The 14481-nt window shown below is 74.1% G+C and carries 11 protein-coding genes and 2 pseudogenes; 7 read left to right on the forward strand and 6 right to left on the reverse strand.

Annotated elements, in window-relative coordinates:
• Positions 1-128 precede the first annotated feature (128 nt).
• The 5 genes and pseudogenes from ACZ4D5_RS40625 (at position 129) to ACZ4D5_RS40645 (ending at position 4609) form a co-directional block, all read left to right on the forward strand.
• Positions 129-1430: an MFS transporter gene (locus ACZ4D5_RS40625; protein WP_467777536.1), complete on the forward strand. Its 1302-nt coding sequence runs from the start codon at positions 129-131 to the stop codon at positions 1428-1430.
• An 11-nt stretch (positions 1431-1441) separates the two neighbouring features.
• Positions 1442-2200: pseudogene (locus ACZ4D5_RS40630) on the forward strand (putative hydro-lyase); the annotation flags it as partial.
• Positions 2201-2253: 53 nt separating this feature from the next.
• Complete coding sequence (locus tag ACZ4D5_RS40635; protein ID WP_467777537.1) at positions 2254-3018, forward strand: LamB/YcsF family protein; 765 nt, start codon at positions 2254-2256, stop codon at positions 3016-3018.
• Positions 3015-3620: pseudogene (locus ACZ4D5_RS40640) on the forward strand (5-oxoprolinase subunit B family protein); the annotation flags it as partial. The gene ACZ4D5_RS40635 and the pseudogene ACZ4D5_RS40640, both read left to right, overlap by 4 nt.
• A 119-nt stretch (positions 3621-3739) precedes the next feature.
• Positions 3740-4609, forward strand: coding sequence for a 5-oxoprolinase subunit C family protein (locus ACZ4D5_RS40645; protein ID WP_467777538.1), 870 nt, complete (start codon positions 3740-3742; stop codon positions 4607-4609).
• 49 nt (positions 4610-4658) lie between these two features.
• Here the strand turns inward: ACZ4D5_RS40645 and ACZ4D5_RS40650 are convergent, their stop codons facing one another.
• From ACZ4D5_RS40650 to ACZ4D5_RS40670, 5 genes are all read right to left on the reverse strand, one after another.
• Positions 4659-5507, reverse strand: coding sequence for an SGNH/GDSL hydrolase family protein (locus ACZ4D5_RS40650; RefSeq protein WP_467777602.1), 849 nt, complete (start codon positions 5505-5507; stop codon positions 4659-4661).
• A 101-nt stretch (positions 5508-5608) separates the two neighbouring features.
• The gene (locus tag ACZ4D5_RS40655) at positions 5609-6757 is read right to left on the reverse strand and encodes a glycosyltransferase (protein WP_467777539.1); all 1149 of its coding nucleotides are present in this window, start codon (positions 6755-6757) and stop codon (positions 5609-5611) included.
• Between the two features lie 443 nt (positions 6758-7200).
• Positions 7201-8325, reverse strand: a complete 1125-nt coding sequence (locus ACZ4D5_RS40660; RefSeq protein ID WP_467777603.1) for a glycosyltransferase family 4 protein — start codon at positions 8323-8325, stop codon at positions 7201-7203.
• 348 nt (positions 8326-8673) lie between these two features.
• Positions 8674-10092, reverse strand: a complete 1419-nt coding sequence (locus ACZ4D5_RS40665) for a HEAT repeat domain-containing protein (RefSeq protein WP_467777540.1) — start codon at positions 10090-10092, stop codon at positions 8674-8676.
• Positions 10093-10394: 302 nt separating this feature from the next.
• On the reverse strand, positions 10395-10787 hold the full coding sequence (locus ACZ4D5_RS40670; protein ID WP_467777541.1) for an ankyrin repeat domain-containing protein: 393 nt from the start codon (positions 10785-10787) through the stop codon (positions 10395-10397).
• A gap of 305 nt (positions 10788-11092) precedes the next feature.
• Here ACZ4D5_RS40670 and ACZ4D5_RS40675 point away from each other — a divergent pair, with 305 nt between their 5' ends.
• Both ACZ4D5_RS40675 and ACZ4D5_RS40680 read left to right on the forward strand, forming a co-directional pair.
• Positions 11093-11287: a hypothetical protein gene (locus ACZ4D5_RS40675; protein ID WP_018534760.1), complete on the forward strand. Its 195-nt coding sequence runs from the start codon at positions 11093-11095 to the stop codon at positions 11285-11287.
• Between the two features lie 37 nt (positions 11288-11324).
• Positions 11325-12899: a hypothetical protein gene (locus ACZ4D5_RS40680; RefSeq protein ID WP_467777542.1), complete on the forward strand. Its 1575-nt coding sequence runs from the start codon at positions 11325-11327 to the stop codon at positions 12897-12899.
• Between the two features lie 24 nt (positions 12900-12923).
• Here the strand turns inward: ACZ4D5_RS40680 and ACZ4D5_RS40685 are convergent, their stop codons facing one another.
• Positions 12924-14423 carry an SCO1417 family PLP biosynthesis transcription factor gene (locus ACZ4D5_RS40685; protein WP_467777543.1) on the reverse strand — a complete coding sequence of 500 codons (1500 nt, stop codon included), beginning with the start codon at positions 14421-14423 and terminating at the stop codon, positions 12924-12926.
• Positions 14424-14481 lie beyond the last annotated feature (58 nt).

The following is a 14481-nucleotide window of genomic DNA, read 5'->3' on the forward strand; positions in this document are numbered from 1 at the left end:
ATGCAAGAACGAGACAACATGGGTATTGAAGGATCGTTCAACGATCCTCTACGTTGTCGGGCACGGTTCACCGCTCCACCCCTCCACGACCGCTCCAGCACCCTCTGTCCCTCACCTGCGAGGTGCCCATGAGCACGACCCCACCACCCAAGACGGCCCCGGCCGAGATACGCCCCGGGAAGGATGAACTGCCCGACGACAGCGGTGCGTTCGGCTGGCTGCGCGCCCTCGGCCCGCGGGGCCGCCGCGCCTTCGCCGGCGCCTTCGGGGGCTACGCCCTCGACTCGTACGACTACTTCACGCTGCCGCTGAGCATGGTGGCCCTCGCCGCCTACTTCGGCCTCGACAGCGGCCAGACCGGGCTCTTCACCACCGTCACGCTGGTCGTCTCCGCCGTGGGCGGTGCCGTCGCGGGCGTCGTCGCCGACCGGATCGGCCGCGTCAAGGCGCTGATGATCACGGTCATCACGTACGCGGTCTTCACCGTGGCCTGCGGCTTCGCGCCCAACTACGAGACGCTGCTCGTCTTCCGCGCCCTCCAGGGCCTCGGCTTCGGCGGCGAGTGGGCGGTCGGCGCGATCCTGGTCGCCGAGTACGCGAGCGCCAGGAACCGCGGCCGCACGCTGGGCGCGATCCAGAGTTCCTGGGCCGTGGGCTGGGGTCTCGCGGTGATCGTCTACACCCTGGTGTTCCAGTTCCTGGACGACGACATCGCCTGGCGCGTGATGTTCTGGACCGGCGCGCTGCCCGCCCTGCTCGTGATCTACGTACGGCGCAACGTGCACGACGCCCCGGAGGCCGCCGAGGAGCGGCGCAGGAGCGCCGACAAGGGGTCGTTCACGGCCATCTTCAAGCCGGGCCTGCTGCGCACCACGCTCTTCGCGGTGCTCCTGTCCACGGGTGTGCAGGGCGGCTACTACACGCTGGCCACCTGGGTGCCCACCTACCTCAAGTCCGACCGCGGCCTCACCGTCGTCGGGACCGGCGGGTACCTCGCCTTCCTGATCTCCGGCGCCTTCATCGGCTATCTGACCGGCGGCTATCTCACCGACAAGCTCGGCCGAAAGCGGAACATCACGCTGTTCGCGTTCCTCTCCGCGGCCTGCATCCTGGCGTACACGAACATCCCGGACGGGGCCAACGGCCTTCTCCTTGTGCTCGGTTTCCCGCTGGGCTTCTGCATGTCGGCGATCTTCAGCGGCTTCGGTTCGTTCCTCAGCGAGCTGTATCCGGCCGCCGTGCGGGGCACGGGCCAGGGCTTCACGTACAACACGGGCCGCGCGGTGGGCGCCGTCTTCCCCACCATGGTCGGCTTCCTCGCCGACAGCTGGGGCGTCGGCGGAGCACTGGTCTTCGGAGCCGTGGGGTACGGCCTCGCCGTCCTCGCCCTGCTCGGCCTCCCGGAGACGCGAGGAAGGGAGCTCCTGTGACGCGCGGCGCCAAGGATGCCCGCGCGCGGTTCCGCGCGGGCGACACGAGTCCGACGGCGGGGTGGGCGCCCGGTTTCACCCAGGCCAACCTCATCTCCGTGCCCGCCGACTGGGCGTACGAGATGCTGCTGTTCTGCCAGCGCAATCCGAAGCCCTGCCCCGTGCTCGACGTGACGGACGCGGGCTCCTGGGCCACCCCGCTCGCGCCGGGCGCCGACCTCCGCACGGACCTGCCGCTCTACCGCGTCTGGGAGGACGGCGAGTTGACCGAGGAGCCCACGGACGTCGTCGGCCACTGGCGCGAGGACCTCGTGACGTTCCTCCTCGGCTGCAGCTTCACCTTCGAGTGGGCGCTGGCCGACGCCGGTGTCCCGCTGCGCCACATCGAACAGGGCCGCAACGTCCCCATGTACGTCACCGGGCGCCCCTGCCGCCCCGCGGGACGCCTGCACGGCCCGATGGTGGTGTCGATGCGCCCGGTGCCGCCCCGGCACCTGGCCGACGCCATCAGCGAGAGCGCCCTGATGCCCGCGGTGCACGGCAGTCCCGTGCACTGCGGTGACCCCGGCGGGCTCGGCATCGAGCACCTGGACCGGCCCGACTTCGGCGAGGCGGTGGCCCTCGAACCGGACGACATCCCGGTGTTCTGGGCCTGCGGGGTGACACCTCAGGCCGCGGTGATGGCGTCGCGGCCGCCCTTCGCGATCACGCACGCACCGGGCCGGATGTTCGTCACCGACGCCAGGGACGAGCAGTACCGCGTGGCGTGAGGACCCCCGCGCCCCTGACGCCACGCCTCGAGAACCACGGGAGTTGTACGCACATGACCACCGCCTCCATCGATCTCAACGCCGACCTCGGCGAGGGCTTCGGCCGCTGGCGCCTGACCGACGACGAGGAGTTGCTGTCCGTCGTCACCAGCGCCAATGTGGCCTGCGGGTTCCACGCGGGGGACGCGGCCACCATGCGCAGGGTGTGCGATCTCGCCGCCGGGCGCGGGGTGCGGATCGGCGCGCAGGTCTCCTACCGCGACCTGGCGGGCTTCGGGCGGCGCGCCATGGACGTGCCCGCCGCCGAGCTCGCGGCCGAAGTGGCGTACCAGATCGGCGCCTTGGAGGTGTTCGCGCGGGCGGCGGGCACGCGTGTGTCGTACGTGAAGCCGCACGGCGCGCTCTACAACCGCGTCGTCCACGACGAGGACCAGGCCCGCGCGGTCGTCGACGGCGTACTGCTCGCCGACGCCTCGCTGCCCCTTCTGGGACTGCCGGGGTCACGCCTCCTCGCGGTGGCGGAGAAGGCCGGACTCCCGGTCGTCACCGAGGCGTTCGCGGACCGCGCCTACACCGAAGAGGGCACATTGGTTCCGCGTGGCAGCGAGGGAGCGGTCCTCACGGAGGAGGACACCGTCGTCGAACGGTCCGTCGGCATGGCCCGCCTCGGCGTCGTCACCTCCCACGGGGGCCACGAGATCGCGGTCCGCGCGCAGTCCCTGTGCCTGCACGGCGACACTCCGGGGGCAGTGGGTCTGGCCCGCCGGGTGCGGGCCGAGCTGGAGTCGGCGGGCGTCCGCGTGGCGGCCTTCGCATGAGGGTCCTGCCGGTCGGCGACCGGGCCCTGCTCGTCGAGCTCGCCGACGGCGCCGAGGCCCAGGCGCTCCACGCCGAGCTGCTGCGCCGCCGCGCGTCGGGCTCCTTGCGGGTACGGGAGATCGTGCCCGCGGCCCGCACGGTGCTCCTCGACGGTCTCGACGAGCCCGCCCGCGTCGGGGCCGAGCTGCCCGGCTGGGAGGTGCCGCCGCTGCCCGCGCGCGCGGAGGCCGTCCTGGAGATCCCGGTGCGGTACGACGGTCCTGATCTCGCGGACGTCGCGGCGCACTGGGGGGTGCCCGTGCCCGAGGTGGCGCGGATCCACTCGGCGGCCGAATTCCGCGTCGCCTTCTGCGGGTTCGCGCCCGGCTTCGGCTATCTGACCGGCCTGCCGGGGCGCTATGAGGTGCCCCGCAGGGCGACGCCCCGGACGTCCGTGCCCGAGGGCAGCGTCGCCCTGGCCGGCCCCTACACGGGCGTCTATCCACGTGCCTCGCCCGGCGGCTGGCAGCTGATCGGCTCGACGGACGTGGTGCTGTGGGACCACGCGCGCGTGCCGGCCGCGCTGCTGTCGCCCGGGGTGCGTGTCCGCTTCGTGGCGGCGGACACCGCGTCTTCGGCGCACCCGGAGCACTTGGTTCACCCGGCTCACCCGACCCACTCGACACACCCGGCTCACCCGGCTCACCCGGCTCACCCGGCTCACTCGGCTCCGGAGTCGCGATGACCGATCGTGCCTTCGCCGTCGTACGGGCCGGCGCGCTGACCACCGTGCAGGATCTCGGGCGCCCCGGGAACGCGCACCTCGGGGTGCCCCGCTCCGGGGCCCTCGACCCGCCCGCGGCCCGTCTGGCCAACCGCCTGGTGGGCAACCGGCCCGAAGCCGCCGTCCTGGAGACCACCGTCAACGGCTGTGCCGTTCGCCCGCGCCGCCCCGTCACGGTCGCCGTCACGGGCGCGCCCTGCCCGGTGACGGTGGACGGCCGCCCCGCTCCCTGGGGCGCACCGGTCCGGATACCGGCGGGGGCGCTCCTGGACATCGGAACCGCCGTCTCCGGAGTGCGCGGCTACCTCGCGCTCGACGGAGGCGTGACCGTCGATCCGGTGCTCGGCAGCCGGTCCACGGACCTCCTCTCCGGACTCGGGCCGCCCCCGCTCGCGGACGGGGCCGTGCTGCCGCTGGGCCGTCCCACCGTCACGCACGCGCGCGTGGACACCGCTCCGCAGCCCGCGCCGCCCCAGGAGCTGGTGCTGCGGGTGACGCTCGGGCCGCGCGCCGAGTGGTTCACGGCGTCGGCACTGCGCACGCTCACCACGCGCGCGTACCGGGTGTCCTCGGCGAGCAACCGCATCGGCCTGCGCACGGAAGGCCCCGCCCTTGAGCGCGCACTCCAGGGCGAACTGCCCAGCGAAGGGATGGTGTTGGGCGCCGTCCAGGTGCCGCCGGACGGCAGGCCCGTCGTCTTCCTGGCCGACCACCCGACCACCGGGGGGTACCCGGTGGTGGCGGTCGTCCGGGAGGCCGACCTCGCCGCGGCGGCCCAGGCGCGGCCGGGAACGCCGGTACGTTTTGTCGGCGCCGGACGGCGCTGATGCGGCGCTGACGGCGGCACCGGCGGAGGCACCGACGGGGGCGCCGCCCTCAGGTCGCGAGCGCGGCCAGCGCCGACGCCACCGCGCGCGAGGAGCCGTGGTCGAGGCGGGCGCTGGTGCCCCGCACCTGGTGCCGCACCTCGTCGGCCGCGAGGGCGACGAGCTGGGGCAGCAGATCGGTGCAGCGGCGCACCACCCAGCCGGTGCCCGCGGTGGCGAGCCACCACAGGCTCGCCGACCGGGTGGGCGGCGGCAGTTCGGGCTCGCACGCGGGCGCCGCGCCTGCGGCGAGCCCCCGCGCCGCGAGAAGGCCGTGGCAGCGGGCCGAGAAGAGGCGGTGACCTCGCTCGCCCGGATGCAGCCGGTCCGCGCTCCACAGGGCCCGGTCGGCGGCCAAGTCGCCCTCCGCGGCGTGCAGATGGACGGCGTCGTACCGCTCGGAGAGCGCGTGGACGACGGCGTTGACCGCGCGCTGCCTGCGGGCCAGCGGACGGGCCAGGGCGCCGGGCAGGCCGAGCATCGCGCCGGGGTCGGGCAGACAAGCGGTCAGGAGCACGGCTCCCCGGGCGGCACAGGCCTCGTAGACCTCGTCGAGGCGGGCGGCCACGTCATGGATGTCGAAGGTGTGCCGCAGGGTGTCGTTGACGCCCACGACGACGGACACGAGGTCGGGCCGCAGGGCGAGCGCGGCGGGCAGCTGGCGCTCCAGCACGTCGATGGTCAGGGCCCCGCTGACGGCGAGGTTGTGGAACTCCACGGGCGCGTCGTCCCCGGTGATCCCCTCGGCCAGCAGGGCGGCCCACCCCCGCCACGCCCCGCCCACGGGGTCCCCCACCCCTTCGGTGAGCGAGTCCCCGAGCGCCACGAACCGGAAGGGCGCATCCGCCCCGGTGTCCAACCGGCAGGGCACCTCCGCCCCAGCGTCTCCGCGCACCCCCGCTTCCCTCCCCTTCGCGTCCGTCCCCTGCGCGTCCGTCGCCCTCACGGCTGTCGTCCCCCTCACGCGAAGTCCTCCGTCTCGTTCCCGTTCCGTACGAGGACCCGTGGCGAGGCCTCGTGTGCCGCGAGGAAGGCCGCGACCGCCGCGTCCCACCCGAACCGCTCCGCACGCGCGCGTGCCGCACCGCGCCGTGTGTGTTCCGGGCGCGCGAGGAGGGCCCGCACCGCGAGGGCGAACCCCTCCCCCGTGTCGCGCGCCGCGGCTCCGGCACCGCCGACGACCTCCGGCAGCGCGGACGAGGCGCTGGCCACCACGGGGGTGCCGCACGCCAGGGCTTCCAGGGCGGCGAGCCCGAACGTCTCGCAGGGCCCCGGTGCCAGGCACACGTCCGCCGAGGCCTGCAGCGCGCCCAGTTCCGCGTAGTCCGCGACATGGCCGAGGAAGGTCACCGGCAACCGCCGCTCCCGCGCCCGCTGTTCCAGGCGGCCCCGCAGCGGCCCGTCGCCCGCGACGACGAGGGCGGCCCGCACCCCGCTCCCCCGCAACTCCGCCAAGGCGTCGAGGGCCGTGCCCGGGCGCTTCTCCACCGAGAGGCGGGAGCACAGCACGAGCAGCACCTCGTCCCCGCGCGCGTGAAGGGCCCGTACGCGTGGATCGCGCAGCCCCGGGTGACTGCGCGCGAGGTCGACGCCGAGTGGGGCGCGTACGACATTGCGCGCGCCGATCCGCAGGAACTCCCGCTCGGCCCACCGCGTGGTGCACACCACGCGCGCGTAGGCGTGTGCGGTACGGGAGTTGAGGGCGTCGGCCGCGCGCCGGGCGGCCCCGGGCGGCAGACCCCAGGTCCTCAGGACCCCGTCGGCCGTCTCGTGGGAGACCATCACGGCGGGGACGCGGGCCCGCCTGGCCCACGCCCCGGTCCAGCGCAGCGTGGTCCGGTCGCAGACTTCCAGGCGGTCCGGCGCGAGGCGTTCCAGGAGCCGGGCGACCCGGCGCCGGTCCGCGAGGACGCGATAGCCGCCGCTGCCGGGCACCAGCGGCCCCGGCACGGTCAGGACGCGCCCCTGCTCGCCGTCCTCGACCGAGGCCCGCTCACCGGGCACGATCAGCAGGGGCTCGTGCCCGGCCGCCCGGTAGCCGCGCCCCAACTCCCGCAGCGCGGTGCGCAGTCCGCCGGAGGCGGGCGTGACGAAGTTGGCGATCCGCACGATCCGCAACGCTCTCGCCCCGCCGCGGGGCCGAGCCGCCCCGTCCCGCGGCCAAACCACCCCGTCCCGCGACGAAGCCGCCCGAGCACCCTTCGGACCCCCGGCAGCCTCCGGCCCCCCGGCACTCCCCAGGCCCCGGGCACCCTCCGGCCCGCCCCGCCACAAAGTCGCACCCACACCCCCCGACCGCACGGCCGCACCCGGGCCACCCGAAACACCTGAGCCGTCCAAGCCACCCAAGCCACCCGAGCCGCCCAAGCCACCCGAAACACCCGAGCCGCTCAAGCCACCCGAGCCGCTCAAGCCACCCGAGCCGCTCAAGCCACCGGAGCCATCCAAGCCACCGGAGCCATCCAAGCCACTCAAGCCACCCAAGCCACCGGAAACACCCGAGCGACCGGAGCCACCGGAGCCGCCGCCCAAGCCCTCACCCCCCACGGCCCTCACGCCGCCACCACCGTCCGCGCCGCAAGGACCTCTTCGTAGTGCCCGATGAGCTGCTCCCCCACCGCGTCCCAGGACCGCCCCACGACCGCCGCGCGACCGGCGGCCCCGTACGCCGCCCGCAGCCCCGGATCGGCCGCGAGCGCCCGTACGGCGTCGCCCACCGCGACCGCGTCGCCCGGCGGCACCAGGACGCCGGTCCTGCCGTGCGCGACGAGGTCCAGCGGTCCGCCGGCCGCGGGGGCGATCACCGGCACCCCGCTGGCCATGGCCTCCTGCACGGTCTGGCAGAACGTCTCGAAGGGGCCTGTGTGCACGAAGAGGTCCAACGAGGCGAAGATCCGGGCGAGTTCGTCACCCGTGCGGCGCCCGAGGAACAAGGCCCCGGGCAGGGCTTCCCGCACCGAGCCCTCGCTCGGCCCGTCGCCCACGACGACCACGCGCACGCCCGGCAGGCCGCACACCCCGGAGAGGAGTTCGACCCGCTTCTCCGGAGCGAGGCGCCCCACGTATCCGACGATCACCTCGCCGCCCGGTGCCAGCGCGCGCCGCAGGTCGGCGTCCCGCAGGCCGGGCCGGAAACGGACGGCGTCCACCCCGCGGGGCCACAGCCGCACCCGCGGCACCCCGTGCGCCACCAGATCGCTCAGCGCGGCGGAGGACGGGGCGAGGGTGCGGTCGGCGGCGGCATGGACGGCTCGTATGCGCCGCCAGGCGGCGGACTCCCCCGCCCCCATGTACGTACGGGCGTATCCGCCGAGGTCGGTCTGGTAGACGGCGACGGCGGGCATCCCGAGCCGCGCCGCGGCCGCCATGCCGCGCACGCCGAGTACGAACGGACTGGCCAGATGGACGACTTGGGCCCGGTGCCCGGTCAGCGCGGCGGCCACTCTGCGGCTGGGCAACGCGATCCTGACCTGCGGATAGCCGGGCAGCGGAAGGGAGGGGACGCGGACGACGGGGCAGGGCGCCGCCCTGTCGTCGGCGGCTCCGGCCGCGGTGGCCGGGGCGACGACGAGGGCGTGGTGACCGCGCGCGGCGAGCTGCCGCACGGTCTGGGCGGCGCAGTGGGCCACGCCGTTGACGTCGGGCGGGAAGGATTCGGTGACGATGACGACACGCATACCGGTGTTGACTCGCATACCGGTGTTGTCGTCGTGCGGGGCGTGGCCGCGTCAACGTGGATCTTTCCTGGCGAGGAACGTCCCATGAGCGTTCGCCTCATGAACGTTCGCCTCATGAGCGTTCGCCCTACCAGCCTCAGCCCTACGAGCCTTCGTCACAGAAGCGCCCGCCCCACGAGCCTTCGCCCTACGAGCCTTCGTCACAGAAGCGCCCGCCCCACGAGCCTTCGCCCTACCAGCCTTCGTCACAGAAGCGCCCACCCCAGGAGCCTTCGCCCGATGACCGCTTGCGCTCCCCTCCGCGCCCGTCACGAGGCGGGCGCGGCAACCAGAGGTGGGGCTCCGGAACTACACCGCGGGCGCGTCGGGCCCGATCCTGCTCCGTACCGCGGTCTGTACCTCGTCCTCCTCGGCGGGATCCGCGGCGAGCCTCCTGAGCCGGTTGACGACGCGGGCGTCTCCGGTCTCGGCATGCCGTGCGGCGACTTCGCGGGTGGACTCCTCGCAGTCCCAGAGGCACTCGACGGCGAAGCCGGCGGCGAAGGAGGGGTCGGTGGCGGCCAGCGCGCGGGCGGCGCGGCCGCGGAGGTGGGAGGACGCCGTCTCCCGGTAGACGTGCCGCAGCACGGGGGCGGCACAGGCGATGCCGAGGCGTCCCGCGCCGTCGACGAGGGTCCACAGCGTCGGCGCGTCCGGGCCCTCGCCGCGGACCGCCTCGCGCAGCGCGGCGAGGACGAGCTTGCTGTCCTGGGCGCCGCCCCTGCAGGCGAGCATGCGTCCGGCGGCGGCGCCGAGGGCGTCGGGCCGGTAGGCCCAGCGCCGGGCGCGCTCGACGGCCGCGACGCTCCGCATCCGTTCGAAGGCGTCGGTCGCGGCGTCCACCACGACCGGTGACGAACTCTCCACGGCGTACTCGATGAGGTCGAGGACGTCGGGGTCGTGGGTGTCCGCGAGGTAGCGCAGGGCGGTGCCGCGCGCCCCGTCGGAGCCGCCGCGGGCGGCCTCGACGATCTCGGCCCGGTCCTCGGGACCTGCGACGGCGCTCAGGCAGCGGGCGGCCGGGACGTGCAGCACGGTGCCGCGCTCCAGGCCTTCCTGCGCCCAGTCGAAGACGGCCTGGACGCTCCATCCCGGGCGTGGCCCCGAAGGCCGCATCTGGCGCTGCCAGCGGTCGAAGGAGCCCTGTTCCCGCGCGGCACGCACGCGGGCGCCGATATCGGCCCGGGGGTCCTCCTCCCACAGCCGCCAGGGCCGCGGTTCGTAGGCGTCGCGGACGGCGGCGGCCAGGTCGGCCTCGCCCTCGGCGTCGGGGGCGAAGCGGGCGAGCACGGGGGCGGCGAGGGCGCGCAGGCCCGCGTCGTCGTCGCGCAGCGCGAGCTCGTCGAGGGCCCAGGCCCAGTTCGCGCCGTAGGCCGCGTACCTCCGCAGGAGCTCGAGGGCGTCCTGCCTGCCGTACGAGGCGAGGTGGCCGAGGACGGCGAGGGCGAGTCCGGTGCGCGAGTCGTCCGTGTCCAGGACGTCCTCGGCATCGAACAGGTGCCGCTCGATCTCGTGGAGCCCGCCGTGCAGGTCGAGGTAGAGCCGCGCGTAGTACAGCGAGCGGTTCTCGACCTGCCAGTCGTGGCGGGGATCGTGGAGCACGCAGTGGTCGAGGGCGGCGAGCGCCTCGGTCCGTGGTGCGGTGAGTGCGTGCAGCGTGCCGTCGCCGCGGCCCCGCTGCAGCAGGCCGAGCAGCGTACCGCTGGGCGCTATGACCGGATCGAACATGGGAAACAGCCTCACATCAAGCGTCGACGCAACCGGGAATCACGCATTACCTGGCCGTGCGCCAACACGTCGGGCCGCCCGCCGTCTTTTGCTTGTCGAAGACCATCTTCCTCTGCCTCTCGTCGGTGGCCCTGTGGGATCCCGGACGGGAGGTCCGGGGGCGGGCCGCTCACGGTCCACGCGGTGCGGCAACACCTGCCCCGCCGTCGTGTCCGTGAATCACGTCGTCATGATGACCCGGCGGTCATGTCCGCCGCGACCACATTTCCAGCGCCCCCGTTGCTGCTGGTCAGGTACCCCGCTCAGGCGGCCCCGAACAGCTGAAGCAGCTCCGCCTTTCCGAACATCCGGGCGGTGTCGATCGCCGACGGCATGCCCGCGGCCGGATCCGCGCCGCCGTCCAGGAGGGCCCGGACGACGTCGGTCTCGCCCTTGAAGACGGCCCCGGCGAGCGGGGTCTGCCCCCGGTCGTTCGCGGTGTTCACGTCGGCGCCGCGCGCCACCAGGGCACGGACCGCCTCGGCGTGCCCGTGGTAGGCCGCCAGCATCACCAGCGTGTCACCGCTGTCGTTCGTGAGGTTCGCCGGAACGCCCGCGTCCACGTACGCGGCGAGCGCCGCGGCGTCGCCCTGGCGTGCCAGATCGAAGATCTTGGTCGCCAACTCCACGACCTCGGGGTCGGGGGCTTCGCTCATGAGGGCGTCCGCCTTTCTGTGGTGCGCTTTTCCGGGGTGCGCTGCCGGGGTGCGGTGCACCGTGCAGCCGTACGAGTGAATCGACAGGGTACTGCCCCCACCCGTACATGACCCGGCCCGGCCGAGGCAAAGATCACGAAGGGTGCGGGAGACCGCCCGAACCCCCTCCCGAGCGGCCCAGCAGACCGCTGCCATTCGGGGGAAATCTCGGGAAATTAACCCATTTGCACCTTTTATCGTATGGATACATGCTGTGAGCCTGGAAGAACTCATGGTGACTGTCCCCATCAACCAGGAGAACCCTCATGATCCTGTCCATCTCAGGCGTCGTGCTGCTCGGAATCATCGTCTTCCTCTTCTTCCGCAAGGACGGACTCAAGGCGTCGCACGCGCTGGTCTGCGCGCTCTTCGGCTTCTACCTCGCGGGCACCGCCATCGCCCCGAGCATCAAGGCCGGCGGCGCGAGCCTGGCGAGCCTCCTCGGCGGGATCAAGTTCTGACGTCCCTGCCTTTCGTACGCACCTTCAGGAGACCCACGTGGCCAGGCGCCCACTCCCCCGCATTCTGAGCAACGGCACCGCCCCCATCGCCCGTAGCCGGGAGCTGGCACGGTCGGCAGCCGACAGCGCCACCGACGTTCTCCATCCGCTGATCACGATCACCCGCGGACTGCGCCGGCTGGCTGCCGCCGGGCGGCGCAAGTGGGCCGACACCCCCAAGGACAAGCGCGGACCGCTGCTGTTCCTGGTGGCCTCCGTGGTCCTGGTCGTGGCCCTCGTCCCCTACGGGCCGCTGCTCGCGCTCATCTGCCTGATGGCGGCGGCCGCGTGGACGGGCCGCGAGCGCACCGCGCCCGCGCCGACCGGCCCCGACGAGGCGCAGGTGCAGCGGCTGCAGTCCCTCTACGAAGCGCTCGTCCCGTACTTCTCGGTCCCCGAGGATCCCGCCCCGCTCTTCGCGCACGGCGGCGAATGGGACAAGGCCTTCACCGAGTACGACTTCGACGACACCGGCCGCGTCTCCCGCCTCGTCGTGCGCTACCCCGCGTACTTCACGGACGGCGAGGCCGAGTCCCGCGCGCGGATCGAGCAGTTGCTGCACGCCAAGTCGGGCCGCGGCCGCGAGTACCACTTCGCGTGGGACGAGGAGGGCAACCAGCTCACCGTCACGGTGCTGCCCCCGCTGCCCACCGACATCGCCGCCCAGCGTTTCGTCACCGCCCCCGGAGAGACCGTCCTCGGCTTCACCGACGAGACCGGCGTCCAGCGCACCCTCCCGGTGACCGACGGCGAGGAGCAACGCGACGTGCCCCCCGTCGTGTGGCGCACCGGGATCCGCTCCACCGAGCCCCATCTGCTGATCGCGGGCCAGCCGGGCAGCGGCACGACGACGCTGATGCGCTCCATCGCCCTCCAGGCCCTTCAGTACGGAGATGTCCTCGTCGTCGAGGGCAGCGGCACCGGCGACTACGCCTGCCTGACCGGCCGCGCCGGCGTCCTGGCCGTCGAGTGCGGGCTCGCCGGGGCGCTCGCGAGCCTCGAATGGGCGGCACACGAGACCGAGCGCAGGCTCATCTCGGCGAACCGCGCCCGACAGGCGGGCCACCCGCCGCCGGAGGACACCAAGCGCCCTCTGTGGATCCTCCTCGACCGCCCGGGCGCGCTCGGCCATCTCGCCGCGGCCGACGGCCGCAGGGACCCCCAGTCACTGCTGCAGGTCCCCCTGCGGCACGGCAGGGCGGCCAACGTGACGGTCGTGGTCGCCGATCAGCTGGACGGCCTGGACGCCCTGATCGACCCGGTGCGCCAGCACACACGCGCGCGCGTGGTGCTCGGCCCCGCGACGCCCGACCAGCTGGAGGAGGTCCTCGGAGCGCCGCCCCACACGACGCCCACCGCGGACGTCCCGCCCGGCCGCGGCTACGCCCGGCTCGGCACGGGGCAGGTCCACCGCCTCCAGGTGCCCGCGACGCCCGATCCGTACGACGACGCGACCAGCGAGGCGCACCGCCGCGCGGTCATGGAGCTGCTGCCGGAGCGGACCACTCCGGCGGACGCGACGGAAGCCGCCGAAGAGGCCACGGAGGCGGAGCCGGTCCCGGCCGAAAGCTGAACCCGCGGCCTCCGGAGACGGGCGTCAGGCGACGAACGGGTGCGGGACCTCCGCACCCGCGCCGGCGCCCGTCACCACGAGCCCGGCCGCCGCGGCAAGGCGCACCGCCGCCTCCTCGGCCACGGCGCCACCCACGGTGAACGGCAGCCGCACATACCCCTCGAAGGCGCCGTCCACTCCGAAGCGCGGCCCCGACGGAACCCGCACCCCCACGCGCTCGCCCACCTCGGCGAGCCGCGACCCCGAGATCCCCCCGGTGCGCACCCACAGCGTCAGGCCGCCGCTCGGCACCTCGAACTCCCAGTCGGGCAGCTCGCGCCGCACGGCGGCCACCAACGCGTCGCGGTTCTCCCTCGCCTGCTGCCTGCGCACGTCCACGGCGGCCTGCCAACCGCCGGTGTTCAGGAGCCAGTTCACGGCGAGCTGCTCAAGGACGGGGGTGCCCAGATCGGCGTACGCGCGCGCCGCGACGAGGCTGCGGATCACGTCGGGGGCGGCCCGCACCCAGCCGATCCGCATGCCCGCCCAGAAGGCCTTGCTCGCCGAGCCGACCGTGATCACGGTGGAGCCCGCGGGGTCGAACCCGCAGACGGGGCGCGGCATGTCGAGGTCGGCGTCGAGCCCGAGCTCGCTCATCGTCTCGTCGACGACGAGGACGGTGCCCGCCGAGCGGGCCGCCTCGACCAGCTGCCTGCGCTGGTCCTCGCTCGCGAGCGCGCCCGTGGGGTTGTGGAAGTCCGCGACGACGTACGCGAGTCGGGGCGCCGCGTCGCGCAGGACCTGGCGCCAGCGGTCCATGTCCCAGCCCTGGAGCCCCTCGGCCATGGCGACGGGGACGAGGCGTGCGCCCGCCTCGCGCATGAGCTGCAGGATGTTGGCGTACGAGGGGGACTCGACGGCGATGCGTTCGCCGCGGCCCGCGAAGAGATGGCAGATCGCGTCGATGGCGCCCATCGCGCCGGTCGTCACCATGATCTGCTCGGGCATCGTGGGGATCCCGCGCGCTGTGTAGCGCTCGGCGAGCATCTCGCGCAGCGCGGGCAGGCCCGCGGGGTAGTCACCGTGCGTGTGGGCGTACGGCGGCAGGGCTTCGAGGGCGCCCTGCACGGCGCGCGTGAGCCAGGGCTCGGGCGCGGGCAGCGCGGCGCAGCCCAGGTCGATCATGGAGCCGAGCGCCTCGGGCGGCAGCGGTTCGAGCCCGCGCGCGGGAAGGGGGTTTCCGGCGGGGACGGCGGTCCAGCTGCCCGCTCCCCTGCGGGACTCCAGGAACCCTTCGGTGCGCAGCGCCTCGTACGCGGCGGCGACGGTGGTGCGGCTGACGGCGAGCGCGACCGCGAGCTCGCGCTCGGCGGGCAGGCGCGCGGCGACGGGGACGCGGCCCTCGAGCACGAGCAGCCGGATGCCGTCGGCCAGCGCGCGGTAGGCGGGCGGGCGGCGGGTGCCGGTGCCCGCGGGGCGGTCCTGCTGGGAGGCGAGGAGCCGGGCGAGCTGCGCCGAGCCCATCGCCGAAGTCCACTGAGCCATGATTCCCAGTCCACCTTCCCCGAATTGGCCATGGTTGGCTTCTCAGTACAAGCCACAG

The organism is Streptomyces sp. NPDC025651, from assembly GCF_055558735.1.